Below are 396 nucleotides of genomic sequence, written 5' to 3' on the forward strand. Positions count from 1 at the left end.
TGTCATGACGCACACCGTCGTGGCCGTGGGCCGCGGCGCCTCGTTCAGAGAGATCGTCGAGCTCATGCAGCAGTGGAGGATCAGTGCCTTGCCCGTGCTGGAGGGCGAAGGGCGTGTCGTCGGTGTCGTGTCGGAGGCAGATCTGCTGCCCAAAGAAGAATTCCGCGACAGCGACCCTGACCGCTTCACGCAGTTGAGGCGGCTGCCCGACCTGGCCAAAGCGGGCGCACTGACCGCGGGCGAACTGATGAGTACACCGGCCGTCACCGTCCACGCCGACGCCACACTGGCGGAAGCCGCCCGGGTCATGGCACAGCGGCGGGTCAAGCGACTGCCCGTCACCACCGCCGAGGGGCTTCTCGAAGGCGTGGTCAGTCGCTCCGATCTCCTGAAGGT

At 66.9% G+C, this 396-nt stretch carries 1 protein-coding gene; it reads left to right on the plus strand.

The window, feature by feature from the left end:
* On the plus strand, positions 1 to 396 hold a 396-nt coding region (locus tag LPA54_RS41255), incomplete at both ends, for a CBS domain-containing protein (protein ID WP_228985514.1).

It is taken from the genome of Streptomyces sp. DH12 (assembly GCF_020873895.1).
Classification (GTDB): domain Bacteria; phylum Actinomycetota; class Actinomycetes; order Streptomycetales; family Streptomycetaceae; genus Streptomyces.